This is a genomic window from Streptomyces sp. NRRL F-5630, from assembly GCF_000719475.1.
Taxonomy (GTDB): Bacteria; Actinomycetota; Actinomycetes; order Streptomycetales; family Streptomycetaceae; genus Streptomyces.
This window is the reverse complement of the sequence record NZ_JOGO01000014.1, coordinates 68521-90014: the sequence shown is the minus strand read 5'-3', so window position 1 is coordinate 90014 and position 21494 is coordinate 68521. Positions and strand designations below refer to the sequence as shown.

General features: G+C 73.6%; 21 protein-coding genes and 1 riboswitch. Of the genes, 10 read left to right on the top strand and 11 right to left on the bottom strand.

Features of this window, described 5'->3' with window-relative positions:
* Positions 1-11 precede the first annotated feature (11 nt).
* Positions 12-947: a class A beta-lactamase gene (bla, locus tag IF99_RS0109560; RefSeq protein ID WP_030995950.1), complete on the top strand. Its 936-nt coding sequence runs from the start codon at positions 12-14 to the stop codon at positions 945-947.
* A gap of 85 nt (positions 948-1032) precedes the next feature.
* Positions 1033-2208: a branched-chain-amino-acid transaminase gene (ilvE, locus tag IF99_RS0109555; protein WP_030995949.1), complete on the top strand. Its 1176-nt coding sequence runs from the start codon at positions 1033-1035 to the stop codon at positions 2206-2208.
* Between the two features lie 24 nt (positions 2209-2232).
* On the opposite strand, the gene IF99_RS0109550 is transcribed toward ilvE, so the two are convergent.
* The 3 genes from IF99_RS0109550 to xylB form a co-directional block, all read right to left on the bottom strand.
* Positions 2233-2835, bottom strand: a complete 603-nt coding sequence (locus IF99_RS0109550; protein WP_030995948.1) for an N-acetylmuramoyl-L-alanine amidase — start codon at positions 2833-2835, stop codon at positions 2233-2235.
* 159 nt (positions 2836-2994) lie between these two features.
* Positions 2995-4164 (bottom strand): ROK family transcriptional regulator, encoded by a 1170-nt coding sequence (locus tag IF99_RS0109545; RefSeq protein ID WP_030995947.1) that lies wholly within the window; start codon positions 4162-4164, stop codon positions 2995-2997.
* 142 nt (positions 4165-4306) lie between these two features.
* Entirely contained in the window at positions 4307-5758 is a 1452-nt protein-coding gene (gene xylB, locus IF99_RS0109540; protein WP_030995946.1) for a xylulokinase, read from the bottom strand.
* 213 nt (positions 5759-5971) lie between these two features.
* On the opposite strand from xylB, the gene xylA reads away from it, so the two are divergent.
* On the top strand, positions 5972-7138 hold the full coding sequence (gene xylA / locus IF99_RS0109535) for a xylose isomerase (protein WP_030995945.1): 1167 nt from the start codon (positions 5972-5974) through the stop codon (positions 7136-7138).
* 128 nt (positions 7139-7266) lie between these two features.
* Here the strand turns inward: xylA and IF99_RS33915 are convergent, their stop codons facing one another.
* Positions 7267-7437 (bottom strand): hypothetical protein, encoded by a 171-nt coding sequence (locus IF99_RS33915; protein ID WP_158716585.1) that lies wholly within the window; start codon positions 7435-7437, stop codon positions 7267-7269.
* A gap of 607 nt (positions 7438-8044) precedes the next feature.
* Between IF99_RS33915 and IF99_RS0109525 the strand changes: the two genes are divergently transcribed.
* Positions 8045-8227: a hypothetical protein gene (locus IF99_RS0109525; protein ID WP_030995944.1), complete on the top strand. Its 183-nt coding sequence runs from the start codon at positions 8045-8047 to the stop codon at positions 8225-8227.
* Between the two features lie 38 nt (positions 8228-8265).
* Positions 8266-8745, top strand: a complete 480-nt coding sequence (locus tag IF99_RS0109520; protein WP_030995943.1) for a macro domain-containing protein — start codon at positions 8266-8268, stop codon at positions 8743-8745.
* A gap of 130 nt (positions 8746-8875) precedes the next feature.
* Here IF99_RS0109520 and IF99_RS0109515 read toward each other — a convergent pair whose 3' ends face one another.
* The 4 genes from IF99_RS0109515 to IF99_RS0109500 form a co-directional block, all read right to left on the bottom strand.
* Complete coding sequence (locus tag IF99_RS0109515) at positions 8876-9826, bottom strand: hypothetical protein (protein WP_030995942.1); 951 nt, start codon at positions 9824-9826, stop codon at positions 8876-8878.
* A 230-nt stretch (positions 9827-10056) separates the two neighbouring features.
* Entirely contained in the window at positions 10057-10677 is a 621-nt protein-coding gene (locus IF99_RS0109510; protein ID WP_030995941.1) for a class I SAM-dependent methyltransferase, read from the bottom strand.
* Positions 10678-10765: 88 nt separating this feature from the next.
* The gene (locus tag IF99_RS0109505; RefSeq protein ID WP_030995940.1) at positions 10766-11533 is read right to left on the bottom strand and encodes a CbtA family protein; all 768 of its coding nucleotides are present in this window, start codon (positions 11531-11533) and stop codon (positions 10766-10768) included.
* A 19-nt stretch (positions 11534-11552) separates the two neighbouring features.
* Positions 11553-11783, bottom strand: coding sequence for a CbtB domain-containing protein (locus IF99_RS0109500; protein WP_030995939.1), 231 nt, complete (start codon positions 11781-11783; stop codon positions 11553-11555).
* Between the two features lie 33 nt (positions 11784-11816).
* Positions 11817-11955, bottom strand: a riboswitch (cobalamin riboswitch).
* Positions 11956-12017: 62 nt separating this feature from the next.
* On the opposite strand from IF99_RS0109500, the gene IF99_RS0109495 reads away from it, so the two are divergent.
* A complete protein-coding gene (locus tag IF99_RS0109495; protein WP_030995938.1) occupies positions 12018-12599 on the top strand; it encodes a histidine phosphatase family protein in 582 nt (193 codons plus the stop codon).
* Positions 12600-12878: 279 nt separating this feature from the next.
* Positions 12879-13604: a GTP-binding protein gene (locus IF99_RS0109490; RefSeq protein WP_030995937.1), complete on the top strand. Its 726-nt coding sequence runs from the start codon at positions 12879-12881 to the stop codon at positions 13602-13604.
* Between the two features lie 13 nt (positions 13605-13617).
* On the opposite strand, the gene IF99_RS0109485 is transcribed toward IF99_RS0109490, so the two are convergent.
* Positions 13618-14046, bottom strand: a complete 429-nt coding sequence (locus IF99_RS0109485; protein ID WP_030995936.1) for a PPOX class F420-dependent oxidoreductase — start codon at positions 14044-14046, stop codon at positions 13618-13620.
* A gap of 96 nt (positions 14047-14142) precedes the next feature.
* Between IF99_RS0109485 and IF99_RS0109480 the strand changes: the two genes are divergently transcribed.
* Both IF99_RS0109480 and IF99_RS35730 read left to right on the top strand, forming a co-directional pair.
* Entirely contained in the window at positions 14143-14544 is a 402-nt protein-coding gene (locus tag IF99_RS0109480) for a roadblock/LC7 domain-containing protein (RefSeq protein ID WP_030995935.1), read from the top strand.
* Positions 14545-14726: 182 nt separating this feature from the next.
* A complete protein-coding gene (locus IF99_RS35730; RefSeq protein ID WP_420705658.1) occupies positions 14727-16787 on the top strand; it encodes a DUF6397 family protein in 2061 nt (686 codons plus the stop codon).
* A 35-nt stretch (positions 16788-16822) separates the two neighbouring features.
* On the opposite strand, the gene IF99_RS0109470 is transcribed toward IF99_RS35730, so the two are convergent.
* Together IF99_RS0109470 and IF99_RS0109465 are read right to left on the bottom strand one after the other, a co-directional pair.
* On the bottom strand, positions 16823-17755 hold the full coding sequence (locus tag IF99_RS0109470; protein ID WP_030995933.1) for an acyl-CoA thioesterase: 933 nt from the start codon (positions 17753-17755) through the stop codon (positions 16823-16825).
* 111 nt (positions 17756-17866) lie between these two features.
* Entirely contained in the window at positions 17867-20440 is a 2574-nt protein-coding gene (locus IF99_RS0109465; RefSeq protein ID WP_078655036.1) for a DEAD/DEAH box helicase, read from the bottom strand.
* Positions 20441-20533: 93 nt separating this feature from the next.
* On the opposite strand from IF99_RS0109465, the gene IF99_RS0109460 reads away from it, so the two are divergent.
* The gene (locus IF99_RS0109460) at positions 20534-21325 is read left to right on the top strand and encodes a metal-dependent hydrolase (protein ID WP_030995931.1); all 792 of its coding nucleotides are present in this window, start codon (positions 20534-20536) and stop codon (positions 21323-21325) included.
* The last annotated feature ends 169 nt before the right edge of the window (positions 21326-21494 follow it).

Below are 21494 nucleotides of genomic sequence, written 5' to 3'. Positions count from 1 at the left end.
AGGTACGCCCCATGCGCCCCGCCCGCATCCGTCCCGCGCTCGTCGCCGCCGCCCTCTGCCTGCTGCCCCTCACCGCCTGCGGGACGGATGCCGGGCAGGAGGCGCCGGCGCGGCCCGGACCCGCGCGGCAGTCGAGCGGCTCGCCCGCCGCCCGTACCGTCGACCAGGCCGCCGAGTTCACGGCGCTGGAGCGCCGCTACGGGGCCCACCTCGGCGTCCACGCCGTGGACACCGGCAGCGGGCGCGAGGTCGCCTGGCACGCGGACACCCGCTTCTCGTACAACTCGACGTTCAAGGCGCTCCTCGCCGGGGCCGTGCTCAAGAAGTACGGACTCGCCGGGATGGACCACGTCCTGCGCTACGACAAGAAGGACCTCGTCGCCAACTCCCCTGTCACCGAGAAGCACGTGGACACCGGGATGAGCCGCGACGCGCTGTGCGACGCCGCGATCCGCTACAGCGACAACACCGCCGCCAACGTCCTCCTCGCCGACCTCGGCGGGCCCCGCGCGCTCGGCGCCCTCATCCGGACGGCGACCGGCGACCGCGTCACCCGCGTGGAGCGCGTCGAACCGCTCCTGAGCCGCTGGACACCCGGCGAGACCCACGACACGACGACGCCCCGCCAGCTCACCACGAACCTGCGCGCGTACACGCTCGGCGACGTCCTCGCCGCCCCCGAACGCGACCGCCTGACCGGCTGGTTGCGCGCCAACACCACGGGCGACAAGACGATCCGCGCGGGCGTGCCGAAGGGCTGGACGGTCGAGGACAAGACGGGGACGGGGAGCTACCACGGCGCACGGGGCGACATCGCGGTGATCCGCCCGCCCGGGCGCGCCCCGCTCGTCCTGACGCTGCTCAGCTACCGCGACGCGCGCACGGCCGAGGCCGAAGACCAGCTCCTCGCCGAGGCCACCCAGGTCGTCGTACGCGCTCTCGGCTGACGCGGAGCCCCCGCCCCCGCCTCCTCCCCGGCGGGGGCGGGGAGGGGGGCTAGCATGCCGGGCAGCCGACCGTCAGGAAGAGCGCATGAGCCTCGACTTCCCCCTCGACCGCACCGCCACGCCGGTCCCCGACGCCGAGCGGCGCGCCCTTCTCTCCGATCCCGGCTTCGGCCGCTGGTTCACCGATCACATGGCCGTCGCGGCGTGGGACGCGGAGCGCGGCTGGCACGACGGCGGTGTCCGCCCGCTCGCACCGTTCACGCTCCACCCGGGTGCCGCCGTCTTCCACTACGGGCAGGAGATCTTCGAGGGGCTCAAGGCGTACCGGCACGCGGACGGCGGCGTGTGGCTCTTCAGGCCCGAGGACAACGCCCGCCGCTTCGCCCGCTCCGCGCGCCGCCTCGCCCTGCCCGAACTCCCCGAGGCGGACTTCGTGCGGGCGGTGGAGGAGCTGGTCCGGGCCGACGCGGCGTGGGTGCCGCGGGCGGACGGCGGCCCAGCGGAGGGGGACGAGGGCAGCGGGTCGCCCGCGACGTCCGCCTCCGCAAGGTCTGCTTCCGCCCCCGGGGCCTCCGGCTCCGGCGAGCAGAGCCTCTACCTGCGCCCCTTCCTCATCGCCACCGAGCCGTTCCTCGGGGTGCGCCCCTCCACCCAGGCCCTCTTCCGCGTCATCGCGAGCCCCGCCGGTCCGTACTTCCCCTCCGGCGTCACCGGCGTCACGCTGTGGATCACCGAGACGTACTCGCGCGCGGCCGTCGGAGGCACGGGCGCCGCCAAGTGCGGCGGCAACTACGCCGGGAGCCTCGTCGCGCAGACCGAGGCCCGCGAGAACGGCTGCGAGCAGGTGCTCTACCTCGACAGCGCCGGTCACGGCACGATCGAGGAGTCCGGCACGATGAACCTGTGCCTCGTGACACGCGACGGCGAACTCCTCACCCCGGCGCTCGGCACGATCCTCGAAGGCGTCACACGCGACACGGTCCTGGCCCTGGCCCCCGAACTCGGTCTCAGGCCCGTCGAACGGGCCATCTCACTCGCGGAGTTGCGCGCCGGAGCGGAGGACGGCACCGTGAGTGAGGTCTTCGCCGCGGGGACGGCGGCCGTGCTCACGCCCGTCACCGGCTTCAAGGGCGCGGGCTACGCCTTCACGGTCGGCGACGGCACCCCCGGCCCCACGACGCTCGCCCTGCGCCGCACGGTCCTCGACCTCCAGTACGGCAGGGCCGAGGACCGGCACGGCTGGCTGCGCCGGGTGCGGTGAGGCCACGGGCCGAGGGGCGCGCGCTCAGGCGGCGTTGACGAGCCGGAGGTACTTCGTCCAGTCCCACAGCGCGCCGGGGTCGGTGTGATCGGTACCGGGCACCTCGACGTGCCCCAGGATGTGCTCCCTGTCCTTCGGGATGCCGTAGCGCTCGCACACGGAGGCGGTGAGCGCGGCCGAGGCCTCGAACATGGCGTCCGTGAAGTACTCGGGCTTGTCGACCCAGCCCTCGTGCTCGATGCCGACGCTGCGGGTGTTGTAGTCCCAGTTCCCGGCGTGCCAGGCCACGTCCTTCTCGCGCACGCACTGCGCGATGTGCCCGTCCGCCGAGCGCACCACGTAGTGCGCCGTGACCTGCTTCGCCGGGTTCTGGAAGATCGCGAGGGTGTCCGCGAAGTACTCCTGCGTCACGTGGATCACCACGTACTCCACCGGATACTGCGAAGGCCGGTTCGCGACCGTGTAGTTGGAGGTGCTCGCGGGCACCCGCTCGGCCCCCGGGTAGTCGACCGCGGCCGGTTTCGCGGCGGCGGCCGGGGGCCCGGTGAGCAGTGCGGCGGGCACGACGGCGAGCGCGGTGCCTCTGAGGAGGGTGCGGCGGCTGGGCGCTGGTCCGGAGTGTTCCACGGCGGTTCCGCCTCCTGGTGGTGGTGGGCCCCGCCCGGCCGGACGGGGGGTCGGCTACGAGGCACGGTACGGGGTGGGCCCCGCCGCACGGAAGACACCGAACTCCCGTACGACGCACGCAGGGTGACGCGCGTCCAGCTCGGCGTTCACCCGGCCGCCTCAGCCCGCCGCGAGCGCCACCGGGTCGTCGAGCACCGCCCGCACCACCGAGTGCGCCGCGCCGAGGAGGGGACCCTCGCGGCCGAGCCGCGAGACCGTCACGTAAGGGTTCGCCGTCGCCGTGCGCCGGGTCAGCTCGCGGCGCAGCGGGGGCAGCAGCCACTCCGCGAGCGGCGAGAGGGAGCCACCCAGCACCACGCCCTCCGGATCGAGGAGGTTCACCGCGCCCGACAGCGCGATCCCGAGCGCGCTCCCCGCACCGCGCAGGGCCTTGAGCACCGCCTTGTCACCCTCGGCCGCGCGCTGCGCGAGCAGCCCGACCGGCTCCTGCCCCGGAGCGAGGCCCGCCGCCCGCCACACGGCCTCCTGCCCCGCGTACTGCTCCAGGCAACCGCGCCCCCCACAGGGGCACGCGGGCCCCTCGGGACGGACCGGCACATGCCCCAGCTCTCCCGCGAACCCCCGCGTCCCGCGCAGCAGTTCACCGCCGAGCACGACGGCGGCGCCGATCCCGATCGCGGCCGAGACGTGCACGAAGTCCTCGTGCTCCCCCTCGCCGGTCCACAGCTCGGCGAGGGCACCGAAATTGGCCTCGTTGTCGACCGTCACCGGCAGCCCTTCGGGCAGCAGCGGCCCGAGGTCGGTGTCGGTCCAGCCGAGGTTGGGCGCGCGCACCACGAAGGGGCGGTCGCGCTCGACGAGCCCGGGGACGGCGACCGCCAGCCCGGCGGGCCGCAGGCCGAGCGCTTCGGCGGCGACCCGCACCTCCTCCACGAGCGCCCCGAGCGTGGCGAGCACGGGCCTCGCCGCCCGCTCCCGGTTGTCGACGGGACGTACGACGCGCGCCCGCACCGTGCCGCTCAGGTCCACCGCGCACACGGACAGGTGATCGACCCCGATCTCCGCGCCGAGCCCCGCCGGCCCCTGAGCGCTCACCGCGAGCGCGGACCCCGGCCGCCCCACCCGCCCGGGCCGCTCGGGCCCCAGCTCGTCGAGGAAGCCCGCCCTGATCAGCTCGTCCACGAGCGTCGACACGGCGGCCCGGGTCAGCCCGATCCGCGTCGCGACAGCGGCCCGCGACAAGGGCCCGTGCGCGGCCACGGTGTGCAGCACCCGCGAGAGATTCCGCCGACGCATCCCCTGCTGGGTATCCGGCAACACGGCGGTCATCAAGGCTCCTCGGGGGTGGGGGAGAGGGGGACGGAAGCGGAGGGCGGGGGGCGTTTCCTCGTCCGCACCGGGAGCGCTTCCGGCACGGCGCCGCACCGCGCGGTGTACGGGGCGCGGAACCGGCCGCGCCCCGTACGGCCGCTCAGTCCGTGACCGGGGACCCGTCGAGGAGGGGCGCCGCGTCGGAGAGTACCCCGGAGATCCGCGCGAGGGTCTCGTGGTCCTTGGCGACGGGTTCCAGGAGCGGGCCGCGCGCCGTGTCCCAGCGCCGGGCCACGGCCGCCGGGTCCTCGCCCGTCAGGAGCCCCGCCGCCTGCGCGGCGGCCCCGAGCGCGACGAGTTCCTTCGCCTCGGGCACCCGTACCGGGCGCCCCGAAAGGCGCAGCACGGTCTCCTGCCAGGCCCGCCCGCGTGCCCCGCCGCCGATGAGCAGCAGCGGCTCGGTCTCGTCCCCCTCGCCGTCGAGCACGAGGCCGAGCGCGTCCAGGAGCGAGTACACGGCCCCGTCGTACGCGGCCTGGAGCAACTGCCCGCCGCTCGTGTCGTGGCGCAGCCCGGTGAGCAGTCCGGAGGCACCCGGCAGGTTCGGGGTGCGCTCGCCGTCGAGGTACGGCAGGAAGCTCAGCGCCCCGCCGGGCTCGACGGCCTCGCGGTCGAGGCCGAGGAGGGCGGCGACCCGGTCCACGGCGAGCGTGCAGTTGAGCGTGCAGGCGAGCGGCAGCCAGTCGCCGTGCGCGGCGGCGAAACCCGCGACGGTACCGCTCGGGTCGGCGGGGCGGCGCGGCGAGACGGCGTACACGGTCCCCGAGGTGCCGAGGCTCAGCACCGGCGTCCCCGGCCGCAGCCCGAGCCCGAGCGCCGCGGCGGCGTTGTCCCCCGTCCCCGCGGCGACGAGGGTGCCGCGCGCGAAGGGCAGCGCGTCGCCGCGTACCGTCCCCGCGACCTCACCGGGCCGCACGACCCGGGGCAGCTTCGCCGCGTCGAGTCCCACGAGGCCGAGGATCTCCTCGTCGTACGCCTCCGGTCCCGCCGCCCACCAGCCGGTCCCCGAGACGTCGCCCCGGTCCGTCGTGCCCTCGCCCGTCAGCCGCTCGGTGAGGTAGTCGTGCGGGAGCCGTACCGCCGCGGTGGCCTTCGCCGCCTCCGGTTCGTGCTCGGCGAGCCACGCCCACTTCGTGACCGTGAACGAGGACCCGGGCACGCTCCCGGTCCGCTCCGCCCACCAGGCGGGCCCGCCCTGCCGCTCGACGAGCGCCCGCGCCTGCGGGGCGGAGCGCACGTCGTTCCACAGCAGCGCGGGCCGTACCGGTTCCCCGGCCGCGTCGAGGGTCACCAGCCCGTGCTGCTGGCCGCCCACCGAGACGGCCGCCGCCTGCCGCGCGGAGGGCCCGCACTGCTCCAGGGCGCTCAGTAGCGCCTCCCACCACTGCCGGGGGTCCGACTCGCGGCCCGCCCCCGTCGTGACCGTGTGCGGGGCCTGCCCGCTCGCCACGACCCGCCCCGTCGCCACGTCCACGACCAGTGCCTTCGTGGACTGCGTCGAGGTGTCGACCCCGACCACGTACGGCCCTTCGGCCTGCTCCCCGGCTGTCATCCCTCGTCCTTCCCTCGCGCCGCCGCCCGCGTCCCGGAACGGCGTCCCGCCAGTGGTCCCACCACCGTGTACTGCTCCGTCCGGCGCGGTGGAACACCCGCCGGACGGAGCCGAATCGCCACCCGCTCTTCACAGCCGGGCTCCGGGAGTCTAATTTGTTAAGCGCCATGACGAAATAGACCGTGGCCCGCACGACGATGGCGAGGGAGCCGCATGAACTACCAGCCCACCCCCGAGGACAAGTTCAGCTTCGGTCTGTGGACCGTCGGATGGCAGGGCCGGGACCCCTTCGGGGACGCCACCCGCCCCGCGCTCGACCCGGTCGAATCCGTGCGCCGCCTGGCCGAGCTGGGCGCCTACGGGGTCACCTTCCACGACGACGACCTCATCCCCTTCGGCTCCAGCGAGGCCGAGCGCGAGCGCATCGTCAAGCGCTTCCGCGAAGCCCTCGACACGCACGGCCTCGTCGTCCCGATGGCGACCACGAACCTCTTCACGCACCCCGTCTTCAAGGACGGCGGCTTCACGTCGAACGACCGGGACGTGCGCCGTTACGCGCTGCGCAAGGTCATCCGCAACATCGACCTGGCCGCCGAACTCGGCGCCGAGACCTACGTCGCCTGGGGTGGCCGCGAGGGCTCCGAGTCCGGTGGCGCGAAGGACGTCCGTCTCGCGCTCGACCGCATGAAGGAGGCGTTCGACCTCCTCGGCGAGTACGTCACCGAGCAGGGCTACGACCTCCGCTTCGCGATCGAGCCGAAGCCCAACGAGCCGCGCGGCGACATCCTGCTCCCCACGGTCGGCCACGCCCTCGCCTTCATCGAGCGCCTGGAGCGCCCGGAGCTGTACGGCGTCAACCCGGAGGTCGGCCACGAGCAGATGGCCGGGCTGAACTTCGCCCACGGCATCGCGCAGGCGCTGTGGTCGGGCAAGCTCTTCCACCTCGACCTCAACGGCCAGAACGGCACCAAGTACGACCAGGACCTGCGCTTCGGCGCCGGTGACCTGCGCAACGCCTTCTGGCTCGTGGACCTCCTGGAGACCGCCGGGTACGAGGGCCCGCGCCATTTCGACTTCAAGCCGCCGCGGACCGAGGACTTCGACGGCGTGTGGGCCTCGGCCGCGGGCTGCATGCGCAACTACCTCATCCTCAAGGAGCGTGCGGCCGCCTTCCGCGCCGACCCGAGGGTGCGGGAGGCGCTCAAGACCGCGCGTCTCGACCAGCTCGCCCTGCCCACCGCCGAGGACGGGCTCGCCTCGCTGCTCGGCGACAAGAGCGCGTACGAGGACTTCGACGTGGAGGCCGCCGCCGAGCGCGGCATGGCCTTCGAAGCGCTCGACCAGCTCGCGACGGACCACCTGCTGGGCGTCCAGGTCTGAGCACGGTGCACGGGGGCCGGGCGGGCCGATGTCTGCCCGGCCCCTCTGCCCGGCGGTGCGCCGCCGTGGGCCCCGCCCGCCGCAACGGAGCTTCTCCGCGCGGCGGGGCGGGGCCCACGGCGCTCCGTTCAGCGGTGGTTGGGCACGTTCCGCTCGTCGTTGCCCTTCAGGCAGAGGCCGCCCACGTAGCCGGTCCCGATGCTGCCGAGCGGGAGGCGGACCCGGTTCCGGTTGCTGATGCCGTGCCATGACGCCGATCCGGCGGAGCACGAGGCTCGCCCCGCTCTCCAGGCGAGCACGCTTCATCTTCGTACCGACCATGTGGGCACGCGGGCGCCGAGGGGCGTTGGGTGACGACAGCCGGGGGTGGCACGGGCGTGCTGTCCGGTCCCGGCGCGGCGTCCTGCCCCGTGCCCCGCCGGTCGCGACGCGTCCCACGCTCTCGAAGGCGGACCACCCTGCCCATCCGGCTCGGTGCCGTGTTCCCGGCGCTCGTTCGACCGTGAGCAGGACCGAGGGCATGCTCCGGGGCGACGGCGGCGGAAGGTTGACGGCCGCGCCGCGCGAGGGTGGGCACGAAGGGGTGGCGCGGGGCCCCGGAAGGCGGTGCGGGAGGCGTTCTGGGCGCGCCTTGGGAGGGGCGGCGCGCGAAGCGTGCGGAGGCGCTTCGGGAGGCGGCCGGGGGAGGCGTGCGGAGGCGCCTCGGGAGCCCGGGCGGCAACGTACGGAGCCGTTTCGGCGGTGCGCCGGAGGCGAACCCCGAGAAAGATCAGGGTTGCCCCGGTGGCGGATCGGGGCTCCACTGGAACCGTGGGAGCGGCAGAGCCGTTCTTGACGACAGGTGACCGGGACGGGGCCGCGCACGGCGGCCCGGCCGGACGAGCACCGGGGGAGAAGACGAGAGACATGTCCACACAAACGAAGGTGGCGGTCGGTGGTGCCGTCGTCGGCCTCATCCTGCTCATCTGGCTGCCCTGGTGGGCCGCCCTCCTGATCATCCTCGGCGTGCCAGCCGTCGCCTACCTCACCCTCGACCCGAGCCAGCGCCGCAGGCTGCGTCGCGCGGGCCGCAAACAGCTGGGCCGCTGAGGGGGGCGACTGTCAGTGGCACCGCCTACGGTGCCCGCATGACGGAGCACATCGAGTACGTCCGAGGCGACGCGACGGCCCCGCGCGGCGAGGGACCGCGGATCATCGCGCACGTCTGCAACGACCGCGGCGGCTGGGGCAAGGGCTTCGTCCTCGCCCTCTCCCGCCGCTGGCCCGAGCCGGAACGCGCCTACCGGGCCTGGCACCGTGAGCGCGCGTCCAACGACTTCGCCCTCGGCGCCCTCCAGTTGATCCCCGTCGAGCCCCCCTTCCAGGTCGCCAACATGATCGGCCAGCACGGAACCCGCCGCGCCGGCCAGGGCGTCCCGGTCCGCTACGAGGCGATCGACGAGGCCCTGCGCCGCCTCGCCCCCGAGGCCCTGCGCCTCGGTGCCACGGTCCACATGCCCCGCATCGGCTGCGGCCTGGCCGGGGGCCGCTGGGACCGGGTGGAACCACTGATACGGGAGCGGCTGACGAAACGGGGGGTAGGGGTGACGGTCTACGACCCCGACTGACGCCGGGCGCGTCGCCCCAGCGCCCTCGGAGCCGGCCGGGACGCCCCGGGCCCGAGCCTCCTCCTTCCTCGGCCGACCACGCCCTCGCCACCCGGCCCCCGCGCCGCCCGGCCTGGACCGCCCCCCTTCCTCAGGAACGCGCCGCCAGGGCTTCGAGCCCCGTCAGGAGGGCCGGGAGGCGGGGGCCGCGTGCGACAGGGACGACCTCCCCCGGCACCGCGTCCAGGAGGACGAAGGCCATGTCGTCGGTACGGGCCACGAGCGACCAGCCGGGGCCGTCGACCCGCAGCAGGCGGGCTTCGTCGCTCGCGAACGAGGAACGGATGCGCCCGAGCGGCGGCGGAGCGGCGAGGTAGGCGTGGGCCTCGGCGAGCGCCGCCCGGACGGACGCGGCGGTGGGCTCGGAACCCGGGGCCACGTAGGAAGCGGAAGCCTCGGGGCCGCTTGCGTCCCCCTCTTCGGCAGCCGCCTCCGCCCCCTCCGTCGCGTACTCCGCGCGCCACGTGGCCCACTGGCGGGAGATCTCGTCAGCGCCCAGGCGCCGCTGCGCCGGGCCCCAGCCCGATACCGAGGGCGGACGCAGGATCTCGGGAGCCTCCGGCTCCCCCGAGAGGTCCGGATCGTGCGGCGCGGGCACCCCGGGCGCGGCGACGGCGAGCGCGAGGGGCCAGCCCGGCAGCGTCGCCACGATCGCGCTGGGTGCCGGGGTCAGTTCGTACTCCATCCCGCAGTCCCACGAGGCGATCGCGACGGCGACGAGGGAGACGTCGTCGACGACGACCGTCCACCGCGCCCCCGCCTCGTCCTGCCCGAGGATGAGCCCGTACCCCTGGGGGAGGGGCGGCAGCCCCAGCCGGCCGCACGCCTCCGGGTAGTCGTCGCCGAGGGCTCCGGGGAACTGGGCCGGGGTCAGCAGCGCGGCGGTGAGCACGAGGAAGGCGTCCTCCTCGACACCGGCGGGCCCGTCGCCTCCGCCCGCCGTGGGGCCGTCCGCCCGCCCCGGCTCCTCACCCGTCGCCCGCGCGCCCTCCGGCACGTCCGTGGCCACGGTCCCGGTCCGCGCGTCCTCCGGCTCGCTCACGTCCGCCTCCCGGTCGGTACCCGTGTGTCCCGTCTCCCGCGGCAGCGGGACGGCGAGGCCCGCAGCGTGCGGGCTGGCGCACCTTAACCAGCGGGTAACCACGGCGTCGAGAGGTGGCACAAGCCCGTCCCCAAGCCTTCACCCGCCACGCGAGGCGGAGGCCGGGCGCGGAGCACGCGACCGGCGGCAAGCCCGGTCACCCCGCCGCGGGCACGAGGAGGCGGACCGGCTCACCCGGCCGCGGCCCGCTCCGGCTCCCGTACCGCCACGGCGAGATAGCGCTCCTCCTCGTCCGCGTACGACACGAGCCGCCAGCCCGTGGCGGCGAGCAGGGGAGTCAGACGCGCCTCGGCGCGCACGTCGTCCTCGCTCAACTCCCTGCCCCTGCGCGCCGCGAGCGCCGCGCGGCCGAGCGGGTGGAAGAGCGCGAGGAGCCCGGCGGGCCGGGTCACCCGCGCGAGTTCCCGCAGGCCGGTCTCCGGCCCCGGAAGGTGCGAGACGAGCCCCGCCCCGAAGACCGCGTCGCACGCCCCGTCCCGCAGCGGCAGCCGCGCCACGTCGGCGAGGACCAGCGCCGCGTACCGCCCCCGGCCCTTCGCCGCCGCCTCCCCCAGCATCTGTGGCGTCAGGTCCACGCCCACCACCGTGCCTCCGGGGCCGACACGTTCCCGCAGCGGCGCGAGCGCCCTGCCCGTACCGCAGCCCGCGTCGAGCACCCGGTCACCGGGGCGCAGCCCGAGGACGCCGGTGGCCGCGTCGTAGCGCGGCTGATCGCCGGGGAACTTGTCCTCCCAGCCCGCCGCGCGCGGCCCGAAGAACTCTTGTACCGCCTGCCGGTCCTTCTCGCTCATGCCACCCATCCTGCCCGCCGGAAGGCAGGGAAACGGAGGGAGGGCCCGCGATCAGAGCCTCCCTCCGTTCGCACACGGGGGTCCCCGCTCAGGTCGCGGCCGAGGCCGCCGCACCGGCCTTCACGCGCCGTTCGGCGGGCGCGAGCAGTCGCTGCGCCAGCTCACCGAAGAGCAGGCCGAATCCGGTCCACAACGTGAGCTGGATGCCGATCGAAGCGACGCGGAACTGCCACAGGAGCGTGGCGGGGAAATCCTGCCCTACCTCGTTGACCGGCGGCAGGAAGGCGTACGCGAGGCCGATCACGACGGCGAAGCCCGCGAGCGCGACGACAGTCGCCCACCAGGCGCCGAGCGTCGGCGCGAGCCGCTTGCCGATGATCACGGTGGCGACCGCGAGCAGCACGCTCAGCAGCATCATCAGCCCGTACAGGGCCGTGCGTTCGCCGATCGTGTCGGGATTGCCGACGGCCGGAGGCGTCGCCGGGTACTTGAGGAAGGGAACGAGGTACACGGCGAAGAAACCACCCGCCGCCAGCAACGCCGCGGTCGCGCGCGGGCTGAAACGGCCCACGCGGCCGAGTGCGAAGCAGTAGGCGAGGGCGACGATGCCGCCGAAGGCGACCCCGTAGGCGAGCACACCGGTCGCGAGACCGGCGGTGGACTGGAGGCCGCGGCTGACGACCTCGACCTCGTGCTCATGGCCGCCTCCTCCGTGGGAGTGCGCCTCCTCCAGAGCGATCGCCGAGTCCACCCGGGGCTCCCCGAGCAGGTAGGCGACGACGAAGGCGAGGACCCCGGCGGCGAGACCGGCGAGCATCCCGCGCACGAGGAGTTTCCTGACGATGGCGGAGTTCATGGGTCTACGAATCCGCCCGTCAGTGGCAGGGGAAGCCGAGCAGGTGCCGGCCGTCGTGCACCCACTCGTGGACGCCCGTGCCGGAGAACAGCGAGGTGGCGCCCTGCTCGGCGCCCACGAAGTAGAGCGCGATGAGCAGGAGGAGGCCGACGAAGACCGCCCACGGCAGCACCGTGCGGACCGGCAGCCGCAAGGGGGTCTCGGAAGCGGGAGAAGAGCCCGAAACGGGCGGGGCGACGGACTGCGCCATGGCAAGCCTCCTGGGGAACTCGCGTCCCGGTCGATGGAGCTTCGCACGCATGACGGGTCTGACTCACCAGGGTCCGCCCACGCGGGCCCGGCATACAGTGGCGCGACCGTTCCGGGCTCTCACCGGATTCCGTCATGTCGCTTGTAGGGTCATCGGGACGATATCGCTCACTCGTCCGAACGCCAAGGGCGCCTGACGGACGCGGGACATGACAAGAGGTGAAAGCGGGCCGGTATGACGATCCGGGTGATCCTTGTCTCCGCCGCCGAGAGCGAGGCGAGCCGATCCGCCGCCTTCGACGACGGCACGCCGCTGACGGACCGGGGACGCGCGGCCGCGGACCGGCTGCGGACGAACGGTGCGCTGTCGCCGGCCGAGAACGTACGGGTACGGGCCCGCCGCGCGCCCTCGCCGCGCTGCCACGAGACCGCCACCCTCCTAGGCCACCCCGGTGCGATGCCCGAACCCGCCCTCGCCGGGCAGGACCCGGGAAGCTGGCGCGGACGCCCGCTCGACGCGGTGGCCGCGGCGGAACCCGCCGCCCTGGCCGCCTGGCTCTCCGACCCGGCGACGCGCCCGGGCGGCGACGGCGAACCGCTGACCGCTCTCGTACGCCGCGTCGGCGCCCATCTCGACCATCTCGCGGAAACCGTGACGGGCCCGCTCCCCCTCTTCGTCGAACCGGACACGGTCCGCGCCGCCCTCGTCCACGCGCTCGGCCTCCCCCTTGCCACGTACTGGCGCCTCGACGTCCGCCCCCTGGCGGTGACGACCCTCAGCGGACACGGGGGGCGCTGGAATCTGGTGCTGTCCTGAAGGGGCGCGGAAAGGGGTCGTGGTCCGGTTTGATGGCGCCTGCTTGCGCACGCCCTCGCTGTATCCGGCCGTCGTCGCGGATTCGTCGTTGATCCACGCGATCGTGCGTTGCGTCGCTTGTGAACCAGGGACGGCGTGAAACGGTCCGATGCGGGCGTGAACATGCCCGTCCGGTAAAGAATCTCGCACTTCGCGCCCCTGCCCCGGTGACTTGTCATCCTGGGCGCTTCGGCACCGGGACGGCTGGTGCCAGGGATGTGCCGGTGAGGGAAGTGGCGGATGAGCGACGGACGGTGGCACGCGACGGGGGAACGCCTCGTCCTCAAGATCGTCGTCTCGGGCGGACCCGCCACCGGCAAGACCTCGTTCGTCGGTGCCACGCGCCGGATCGGGCCCTCGCGGGGGAGGGAACGGCCGGAGGGGCACGCTCCGGAGGGCGTGGCTCCGGGAAGCGGGCCGGGCGGTGAGGGGCGCGGGCCGGGCGGTGAGGGGCTGGGGTCGGGGGGTGAGGGGCGCGGGCCGGTGTCGCGGTACTCGTACGGGCCCGTGGTCGCGTACGAGCCGGGCGGCGGCGCGGGAGCACAGGGGAGTGGCGAGGGGACGGTCCCGCTCGACTTCGGGCGGATCGTGCTGCGCCCGGACCTGACGTTGTGCCTCTTCGGGGTCCCGGGGCTCGAACGGTCGGTGGCGCTGTGCGAGGACATGTGCGCGGGAGCGCTCGGCGCTGTCGTACTCGTCGACACCGGGCGGCTCGCCGAGAGTTTCGCGCTCGTGGACCGGCTTGAAGACCGCTCGCTGCCCTTCGTCGTGGTCGTGAACCGTTTCGCGGGGCCCGCCGCGTACACCCCCGAACAGGTCGCGTCGGCGCTCGGCCTGTCCCCGGGCGTCCCCGTGCTCGCCGGCGATGTGCGCGAGGCGACGACAGTCCGTCACGTCCTCGCGGAACTCGTGGCGTACACGGGGAGGTACCGGGCGGCGCGCCTGCTGGAGGCGGTGTCGCGGTGACGTGCGACGGTGGTCAGTCGGCGAGGCCGCCGTAGGCGACGACCTTCTCGACCTTCACGCGGACGAGGAGTTCTCCGGGGACCCCGTTGCGGCGCCCGAAGGCCTCCGCGTCCTGCGGGCCCACGTAGCGCTCGGCGATCGTCGTCGCCCAGCGCAGCAACTCGTCGGGATCCTGGCTGATTTCGGTGGTGCCCTCGATCGTGACGAAGGAGAAGGGCGGCCGCTCGTCGTCCACGCACAGCGCGACACGCCCGTCACGGGCCAGATTCCGCCCCTTGACGGTGCCCTTGCCGGTGTTGAGGACCAGGTCCGAACCATCCAGAACGAACCAGATCGGGGCGATGTGCGGGCTTCCGTCCGCTCGCACGGTGGCCAGCTTCGCCGTCCGCGTGCCTTCGGAAACGAAGGCCCGCCATTCTTCATCGGTCATTTTGTGGGTCATATGCTCATCATCCTTGCTGTCCGCCGGGTGGTGGGGAAGGCTTGCCGAAGAGTTCCTCCGAACAGGGGGAGCGGCTGTGGACGGGGAGAGCGGAACGTGGAACGCAACGCAAGGCTCGGGTGGCTTCTCGATGAACTGACCCAGCGCGTCGAGCACATCAGGCACGCTCTGGTGCTCTCCAACGACGGACTCGTCACGGGCCTCAGCGCCGATCTCGCGCGCGAGGACGCCGAACACCTCGCGGCGGTCGCCTCGGGTCTGCACAGTCTCGCCAAGGGCTCGGGTGCGCACTTCGGGGTGGGCAAGGTCCGCCAGACGGTCATCGAGTTCGACGAGGCGCTCCTTTTCGTCACGGCGGCGGGGGACGGCAGTTGCCTGTGCGTGCTGAGCGGCTCGGACGCGGACGTGGGGCAGGTGGCCTACGAGATGACGCTGCTCGTGAGCAAGGTGGGAGAGCACCTGGGAGTGGATTCCCGGCGGCCGGGCGCGGCCGGGTGAGGGGGCGGGGCCCTGGTGCGGGGCGCTCGCTGAGAGGACGCCGGGTGGGGGAGTTATCGGAATTTCATTTTGCTGGTGAGTGGATCATCTGATTTCCGCCTAGTTATCCACAGGCGGGAAGAAGGTGGTGTCTGTCCTGTCCTCTACGGTCTGTCCCAAGGTTCGGCTCCGAGGGGGACAGTATGGCGGTACGTGGCAGAACGACGGCGATGACGAGGACATCGGGGGGCGGAGGCTCCGGCCGGGGTGACTTGCTCAACCCCGAACAGGCCGCCTCTCTGCTGGAGTTGATGCCCGACGAGGTGGAGCGGGCGGCCGTGCTCGACGTGCTGCCCTCCGTGCCCGGGCGGGGCGCGCTCCCGCGCCGTTTCACCGTCGGCGAGATCGAGCGGCAGCGGGCGGCGCCGGGCTTTCCTCGCGCTCTCCGCGAGGCGGTGCGGTGCGTCGGCACCGCCGACGCCGCCGCGCTGCTGGGCATCGCCCCGCACCGCTTCACCCGCCTGGCCAAGCTGGGCCTGCTCGCACCGGTCGAGTTCCACTTCAACCGTTACCGCGCTGTCGTCTGGGCCTACCTCGCCACGGAGGTGGAGGAGCTGGGACGCCGCCGGTCCGATCTGCTGGTCGGCAGGCTCCCTGTCGCCTTGCGCTCCATGGCGGAGGGGGACCGGCGCGCGGCACGATGGCGGGAGCGGCGGCGCGGGTGCCTGTACCGGCTCAGCTCCGACCCGTGGGAGCGGGCGGCTCTCCTGGCCGTCCAGCTCGGCCCCGAGGAGACGGCCCGCGCGGCGGACCCCGACGAGTGCGGTTACCTGCGGCGCCTCGTCCCCGCGCCGGGAGCCCCGGCTCTCACCTCACTGAAAAGCGCTCAGGGAAGCGACGAACTCGCCGCTGTCCGGGCACAGTTCCTCGCTGAACTCCTCCGTGCCCGTGCCGACCGGCCAGCACCTCGGGCAGGACGGGGGGTTCGGGCAGGGGCGGAGACGGCCCTACGGAGGGCCTCCGAGGGCGTCTCGTCGTCTCCGCCGGGACCTCCTGCGACGCCCTCCGCGACGAAGAACTCGTCCGCCCCCGCGCTCCGACCCACGCCGTTCGTGGAGCAGGCGCCCCCTGGGCCGGCTGCCCCGCGCTCACTCCCCGGCCACTCCGCGTCGCAGGCCGAACCGGCCTCGCTGCAACTCCCCGACCCATGCTGCGCGCCCCCGCCCCCGGCCGATCGGACCCTGCCGCCCTCCGAACCGGCGGACTCTCGCCCACAGCCGCCGACAGTGCCTGCACCAGCCTCCGCACAGCCGGGTCGCGCCGACCCGCCAGTCGCCGGGCGCCGGACCGGCCCTTCGCCGTGGGTCTCGGCGGCCTCGGAGCCTGGAGCGCCGTACTCCGGCGGGAGCGGCGCGGCGTGGCTCCCAGGCCCTGCTGCTCCGGGGGTGGCGTCACTACCGCTTCCGGCCGGAGCGGTGTGCGCGGGACCGGAGTCCGTCGCCCCGTCCCCCACGGATGCGCCTTCGACCGGGGCTTCGTCCACCGTCCGGCATCCGCTCCGGTACCGGAAGCCTGGTGTGCCACCCACCGCGCCGCTCCCGTCCCGGACGCGGGGCGTGTCCGGGGAGCCCTGGCCCGCTGATCCGCCTGGTGCCGCGCGGCGGACGGCCCCTGCCCCGGGCCCGCCCTCTCGGGTTCGGGAGACGCCCCCGGGCCCGCCGTCTCAGGTTCGGGAGACGCCCCCGGGCCCGCTGCCGTCTCAGATTCCGCAGGCCCCGGCCTCCGGCGGCCCGGCGCCCGCCGCACCGATCCCGTCCTCGCCCCCGGGCGGACCCACGCACTCCGGGCACACCTGCCCGTCGTGTCCCCCGCCGCGCGCGGACTCGCCTTCGGGGCGCCTTCCGCGCGAGGTGGGCCAGGAACGGGGTGGCCCGCCCCTCACCGTGCCGGTCCCGGCCACGCCGCCGCCCTCGGCCGCGTCCACGCCGTCGCACTCGGCCGCCGGAACCGTTGGCCGGTCACCCGTCACGTCGCTCCCGGGCCAGTCCCCGCTCCCTTTTCCGCACCGTTGCTGCCCGCACGCCTGCGCCTCGGCTCCCCCCTCCACCCCGCCGGCCTGCTGCCCCGCGCTGCGAGGGGAGAACGGCATCGGCGCCGGGGAGCGGCGGGCGCGGCGACGGTTCGTGCCGTGGTCCCGGCGGCAGGGCGGCGCGCCGTACCAGGAGTGCCGCCGCACCGGCACCGGCGCGGGGCGGTGCCGGTGAACACGGCGAAGGTCGCGCGCGGTCTCGTCCGGCGGCTATGCGCCCTGCTCGTGCGCCGCCTCGCCGGACCGCACCTGGATGCCGCCGCGCGGCCGGAACAGTCCCTCCTGCACGACCGAGACGAGCAGCCTGCCCGCCCTGTCGTAGATCCGGCCCCTGGCCAGCCCGAGTCCACCCGTGGCGACCGGCGACTCCTGCTCGTACAGCAGCCATTCGTCCGTACGGAAGGGGCGGTGGAACCACATCGCGTGGTCGAGCGAGGCGAGGTCGAGCAGCCGCTCGCCCCAGAGCGGCTCCACCGGCAACCGCACGGCGTCGAGCAGCGTCGTGTCGCTCACGTAGGCGAGGGCACACGTGTGCACGAGCGGGTCGTCGCCGAGCGGCGTCACCGCCCGCATCCACACGGCGCTGCGCGGCTCCGCCCCCGCGGTCTCCTCCGGCGTCCACCGCAGGCGGTTCACGTAGCGGATGTCGAAGGGCTGCCGACGGGCCATGCGCTCCAGTTCGTCGGGCACCCCGCCGAGGCGGGCGCGGACCTCGTCCACGAGCCGGGGCAGCGACTCGGGGTCGACGAGCGGACCGGGACCGGCCGGAGGCAACTGGTGCGCGAAGGCACCCTCTTCGGGCACGTGGAAGGAAGCGGTGAGCGTGAAGATCGTGCGGCCCTGCTGTACGGCGGTCACTCGCCGGGTGGTGAAGCTCCGCCCGTCCCGTACCCGCTCCACCTCGTAGACGATCGGCACGCCGGGCCGGCCCGGACGCAGGAAATAGGCGTGCAGCGAGTGCACGGGACGGCCCGCCTCCACGGTCCGCCCGGCCGCGACGAGCGCCTGCCCGGCGACCTGGCCGCCGAAGACGCGCTGCAGCGACTCGTCGGGGCTCCGGCCCCGGAAGATGTTCACCTCGATCCGCTCCAGATCGAGGAGATCCACCAGACGCTCGGGCCCGGGTTCGCCCGTGTCGGCCATGGTCACGTACGCCCTTTCACACAGCACGCCCCGCACCGGACCGGCACGGGCGCGGGGACGGACAGGGAAGACGGGCGTGGCCTCCGGGGCCCCGCCCGCCGGGGGTCCGGCTCAGAGCTGCCCCACCGAGGTGACCCGGATCACCGCCCGGCCCTCCGCGTCCGACGCGGTGAGGTCCACCTCCGCGCTGATGCCCCAGTCGTGGTCGCCCTCCGGGTCGTCGAAGATCTGCCGCACCCGCCACAGCGCCTCCTGCGGCCGCTCCTCGATGAGCAGCAGCTTCGGGCCGCGCGCGTCGGGCCCGGTGCCCAGCTCCTCGTGCGCGTCCCAGTAGGCGTCCATCGCCTCGCCCCACGCGTCCGCGTCCCAGCCCGCCTCGGCGTCCATCGCGCCCAGCTCGTCCACCCGGTCGAGTGCCGCGAGCTCGACGCGGCGGAACATCGCGTTGCGCACGAGGACCCGGAAGGCGCGCGCGTTGGCGGTCACGGGCTTGACCTGGTCGGCCTTCTCCTGGGCCTCCTCGGCGGTCATCTCGGCGGGGTTGGCGAGCTGCTCCCACTCGTCGAGCAGGCTGGAGTCCACCTGACGCACCAGTTCGCCGAGCCACGCGATGAGATCCTCCAGGTCCTCCGACTTGAGGTCGTCGGGGACGGTGTGCTCCAGGGCCTTGTACGCGGAGGCCAGGTACCGCAGCACGATGCCCTCGGTGCGGGCCAGCTCGTAGAGCGAGACGTACTCGGTGAAGGTGAGCGCCCGCTCGTACATGTCCCGTACGACGGACTTCGGCGAGAGCGGGTGGTCACCGACCCACGGGTGGCTCCTGCGGTAGGTGTCGTAGGCGTGGAAGAGCAGTTCCTCCAGCGGCTTCGGGTAGCCGATCTCCTGGAGCCGCTCCATGCGCTCCTCGTACTCGACGCCGTCCGCCTTCATCGCGGCGACCGCCTCCCCGCGTGCCTTGTTCTGCTGCGCGGCCAGGATCTGGCGCGGGTCGTCGAGCGTGGACTCGACGACCGAGACGAGGTCCAGCGCGTACGAGGGCGAATCGGGGTCGAGGAGATCGAAGGCCGCGAGCGCGAACGTGGAGAGCGGCTGGTTGAGTGCGAAGTCCTGCTGGAGGTCCACGGTGAGCCGGACGATGCGCCCCTCGGCGTCCGGCTCGTCCAGGCGCTCCACGATGCCGCCGTCGAGGAGCGAGCGGTAGATCGCGATGGCCCTGCGGATGTGCCGCAGCTGCTGCCGGCGCGGCTCGTGGTTGTCCTCCAGGAGGCGGCGCATCGCGTCGAACGCGTTGCCCGGACGGGCGATCACCGCGAGCAGCATCGTGTGCGTCACCCGGAACCGGGAGGTCAGCGGCTCGGGATCGGAGGCGATGAGCTTCTCGAAGGTCTTGTCGCTCCAGGCGACGAACCCCTCCGGAGCCTTCTTGCGCACGACCTTGCGCCGCTTCTTCGGGTCATCCCCGGCCTTCGCGAGCGCCTTCTCGTTCTCGATGACGTGCTCCGGGGCCTGCCCGACGACGAGCCCCGCCGTGTCGAAGCCCGCCCGTCCGGCGCGCCCCGCGATCTGGTGGAACTCCCGCGCCCGCAGCGTGCGCACCCGGTTCCCGTCGTACTTGGTCAGCGCGGTGAACAGCACCGTCCGGATCGGCACGTTGACGCCGACGCCGAGGGTGTCCGTCCCGCAGATGACCTTGAGCAGCCCCGCCTGCGCCAGCTTCTCGACGAGCCGCCGGTACTTCGGCAGCATCCCCGCGTGGTGCACGCCGATCCCGTGCCGTACATAGCGCGACAGGTTGCGGCCGAACTTCGTGGTGAAACGGAAGTCGCCGATCAGCTCCGCGATGCGGTCCTTCTCCTCGCGGGTGGACATGTTGATGCTCATGAGCGCCTGCGCCCGCTCGACGGCCTGCGCCTGCGTGAAGTGCACGATGTAGACCGGCGCCTGCCGCGTGTCGAGCAACTCGGTCAGCGTCTCGGTGAGCGGCGTCAGCTTGTACTCGTACGAAAGCGGCACCGGGCGGGTCGCGGAGCGCACGACGGAGGTCGGCCGGCCCGTGCGGCGGGTGAGGTCCTTCTCGAAGAGCGCGACATCCCCGAGCGTCGCCGACATCAGCACGAACTGCGCCTGCGGCAGTTCGAGCAACGGGATCTGCCAGGCCCAGCCGCGGTCGGGCTCGGCGTAGAAGTGGAACTCGTCCATGACGACCTGGCCGACGTCCGCGTCCTTGCCGTCGCGCAGCGCGATCGAGGCGAGGACCTCGGCGGTGCAGCAGATGACCGGGGCGTCGGCGTTGACCGAGGCGTCGCCGGTGAGCATCCCGACGTTCTCGGTGCCGAACATCTTGCACAGGTCGAAGAACTTCTCCGAGACGAGTGCCTTGATCGGGGCGGTGTAGAAGGTGACCTTGTCCTGCGCGAGGGCGGTGAAGTGCGCGCCCGCGGCGACCAGGCTCTTGCCGGAGCCCGTCGGCGTCGAAAGGATCACGTTCGCGCCCGAGACCACCTCGATCAGCGCCTCCTCCTGGGCCGGATACAGAGTGATCCCCCGGCTCTCCGTCCACGCGGCGAAGGCTTCGTAGAGGGCGTCGGGATCGGGGGTCGCAGGGAGCTGATCGATAAGGGTCACGCCCCTATCTTGCCCTTTCGCCGCCGGGGAGGGGGAATCGGCGGACGGCACGAAGATCACGACCGGTAGGGTGAGGGACCGCTCGTCACGGCAGAAGGAAGCGGGACGGGCCGTCAACTGCACAGCGGTGCGTCAAAGGTGGGGGACAGGCTCATGATGGGACCGGCACACTCGCTCTCCGGGGCCGCGGCCTGGCTCGGGGTCGGAGCGCTGGCGGCGGCGAACGGGCACAAGATGCCCTGGCCGGTACTGCTGGTCGGCGCCCTCATCACCGCCGGGGCCGCCCTCGCGCCCGACCTCGACCACAAGTCGGCGACGATATCCCGGGCCTTCGGGCCGGTCAGCAAGGCGTTGTGCGCCTTCGTGGACGCCCTCTCCTACGGGGTCTACAAGGTCACCCGCGGCAAGAAGGACCCCCGCAGGAACGGGGGCCACCGCACCCTGACGCACACCCTCGTCTGGGCCGTGCTCATGGGCATCGGGGCCTCAGCGCTGGCCGTCGCCGTGGGACGCTGGGCCGTCCTCGGCATCCTCTTCGTGCACATGGTGCTCGCCATCGAAGGTCTGCTGTGGCGGGCGGCGCGGGTCTCCAGCGACGTGCTCGTCTGGCTCCTCGGCGCGACCAGCGCGTGGATGCTCGCCGACTTCCTCGACCGGCCGGGCAACGGCGCGCACTGGCTCTTCGCCGGCGACGGCCAGGCGTACATGTGGCTCGGCCTGCCGATCGTGCTCGGCGCGCTCGTGCACGACATCGGGGACGCCATCACCATCTCGGGCTGCCCCATCCTGTGGCCGCTCCCGATAGCCCGCAGGCTCTGGTACCCGCTCGGCCCCCCGAAGTTCATGCGCTTCAGGGCGGGCAGCTGGGTCGAGCTGAAGATCCTCACGCCGGTCTTCATGGCCGCCGGCGCGATCGGCGGTCTCTTCGCCCTCAACATGGTCTGACTTGTCGCCCGGTCCCGCCACCGCCGAGGGCCGACCGGTCGTGCGCGGAGCGGACCACGCCGAGCAGCGCGCGCACCAGTGACCTTGGCTCGTCGAGCCCCGCCGCCATGCGAAGGTATATGTTCCGGTCGCCATGAGGGGCGGCATACTGCCGTGCGGGGCCAGGTTC

Coding starts and splice junctions, on each gene's coding strand:
- bla (WP_030995950.1), top strand. CDS start 12: ATGCGCCCCGCCCGCATCCGTCCCGCGCTCGTCGCCGCCGCCCTCTGC.
- ilvE (WP_030995949.1), top strand. CDS start 1,033: ATGAGCCTCGACTTCCCCCTCGACCGCACCGCCACGCCGGTCCCCGAC.
- IF99_RS0109545 (WP_030995947.1), bottom strand. CDS start 4,164: ATGACCGCCGTGTTGCCGGATACCCAGCAGGGGATGCGTCGGCGGAAT.
- xylB (WP_030995946.1), bottom strand. CDS start 5,758: ATGACAGCCGGGGAGCAGGCCGAAGGGCCGTACGTGGTCGGGGTCGAC.
- xylA (WP_030995945.1), top strand. CDS start 5,972: ATGAACTACCAGCCCACCCCCGAGGACAAGTTCAGCTTCGGTCTGTGG.
- IF99_RS0109525 (WP_030995944.1), top strand. CDS start 8,045: ATGTCCACACAAACGAAGGTGGCGGTCGGTGGTGCCGTCGTCGGCCTC.
- IF99_RS0109520 (WP_030995943.1), top strand. CDS start 8,266: ATGACGGAGCACATCGAGTACGTCCGAGGCGACGCGACGGCCCCGCGC.
- IF99_RS0109510 (WP_030995941.1), bottom strand. CDS start 10,677: ATGAGCGAGAAGGACCGGCAGGCGGTACAAGAGTTCTTCGGGCCGCGC.
- IF99_RS0109505 (WP_030995940.1), bottom strand. CDS start 11,533: ATGAACTCCGCCATCGTCAGGAAACTCCTCGTGCGCGGGATGCTCGCC.
- IF99_RS0109500 (WP_030995939.1), bottom strand. CDS start 11,783: ATGGCGCAGTCCGTCGCCCCGCCCGTTTCGGGCTCTTCTCCCGCTTCC.
- IF99_RS0109495 (WP_030995938.1), top strand. CDS start 12,018: ATGACGATCCGGGTGATCCTTGTCTCCGCCGCCGAGAGCGAGGCGAGC.
- IF99_RS0109490 (WP_030995937.1), top strand. CDS start 12,879: ATGAGCGACGGACGGTGGCACGCGACGGGGGAACGCCTCGTCCTCAAG.
- IF99_RS0109485 (WP_030995936.1), bottom strand. CDS start 14,046: ATGACCCACAAAATGACCGATGAAGAATGGCGGGCCTTCGTTTCCGAA.
- IF99_RS35730 (WP_420705658.1), top strand. CDS start 14,727: ATGGCGGTACGTGGCAGAACGACGGCGATGACGAGGACATCGGGGGGC.
- IF99_RS0109470 (WP_030995933.1), bottom strand. CDS start 17,755: ATGGCCGACACGGGCGAACCCGGGCCCGAGCGTCTGGTGGATCTCCTC.
- IF99_RS0109460 (WP_030995931.1), top strand. CDS start 20,534: ATGATGGGACCGGCACACTCGCTCTCCGGGGCCGCGGCCTGGCTCGGG.